A 1576-nucleotide genomic window follows, 5' to 3' on the forward strand; every position below is an offset into this window, starting at 1 on the left:
CCGGAGTAATGGGTGCTGATTCACTACGCTGTGTGACCGTACCACCACCGATGCGCTCCACCTGACCACCAAATCGATCTGCCAGGCTTGAAGAGGCCCCTACATGGTTAACCTTAACCGCCATTGGGATGGGTTCAATCCCTCTGGGATCTTCACAGAAAGGCGGTCTTTCACAGGGGGGATGAATATCGTCATAATAAGTACTCACTCGCACTTTAGCGAGGAAATCAGCACGACCATCTCCATTAAAATCCATCGCCTGGAAGGTGTTGTCTTCTTTATCGTACGACATCATAGTCGCCGTTGAGCCACTCGGTGCCGACAGGTTAAACTTCAGCGCTTTTGCTTGACCGCTAGCCAGACCCGTTTTAGTGCCTTTCTGATAAGACAGCTTGTTGCCCACAAAATGCAATAGCTCCGGGTAACCATCTGCGTCTATGTCTAAAAAGCGCGTGTTGTCATCTGAGCTCGGCTTACTGATCCCCGTCAGCTGCGTAAACGTGAAGTTCATTGCTGACGTATGACGCATCAGCTGCCAGTACTGGCTGCTGCCTTTCATATACAGGATGTCGTCTTTGCCATCCTTATCATAATCAATGACTTTCCAGGTTTTACGGAAGGTTTTCGTAGCAATATCATGAAAACGACGCTCATCGCCAAAGCCACTGCCCGTATTCGGGATCATGTATAAATGATCTGACGAGCTGCCCCGGTCGTTACGCACATAAGCGATGTCGGTCAGGCCATCCCCGTTGAAATCCATAAACTGGTGCGCTTTGTAGCGGCTGTTTCTGGAGTAGTCACGACCAATGTCTGACCCCAGACGAATGCTACCACGCGTCTTCCAGTTAAATACCGTCGGTGACAAACAGCTGTTGTCCGACGAGCAGGCCTGCACTTTTTGCAGCGCACTTTGTGTAACGCCGGTGCCGATGTAGCTGTACGTCAGCTTATACTTACGCAGCAGGTTCCCTGAGTAATAGGAATCAATTTGCTTCAGGCGTTTGGTCAGGCTAACCTTGTTCCCTTTCAGATAAGAAACTTTGTTCTTATCAACACGGTCTTCCCAGGTAAAGCGGATTTCATTGCGGGTGCCGCCTGTACCATAGCCCGAATACTTCACTGCTGTCGGGTAATACTCCAGACTGCCGCTCACCTTGGTGTAGTGGTAGGTGTAGTAGTTACCCGAAGCATCCTGAACACGCTTCAGTGCCCAGGCAAATGCCTTACCCTGCTTTGAGTTAATCAACGCATCCGAGGTGCTGCTGTATTTACCATAGGTATATTTATTGCCTTTCACATCCGTTACTGTAAAGGCATACGGGCCTGTGCTGGTGCTTGATGTATGAGCAATGATTTTCTGGCCACTGTTCTGACGCGTACGGTATTCCGTGTTGTTGGCGCCATAAGTCTGACCGGATTTCACAATCAGGCGCTGACCGTCCAGACAAAAGCGGTCATTGCTATCAAAGTTAACCGCACCGGCCTTGCCGTCGGTTTCCATATTCTGCTCACAGCGGGTAATGGCACTGAGTCCGCCAATGGCAAATCCCACACCCACATGACCATTGTTGGG

At 50.1% G+C, this 1576-nt stretch carries 1 protein-coding gene; it reads right to left on the reverse strand.

The genetic code is table 11. The features are described from left to right. Positions 1-1576: FG-GAP repeat domain-containing protein (locus IY568_RS24315; RefSeq protein WP_194868960.1), on the reverse strand; the 1576-nt coding region annotated here is incomplete at both ends.

Origin of the sequence: Pseudoalteromonas sp. PPB1 (assembly GCF_015356275.1) — a bacterium.
GTDB lineage: Bacteria > Pseudomonadota > Gammaproteobacteria > Enterobacterales > Alteromonadaceae > Pseudoalteromonas > Pseudoalteromonas rubra_D.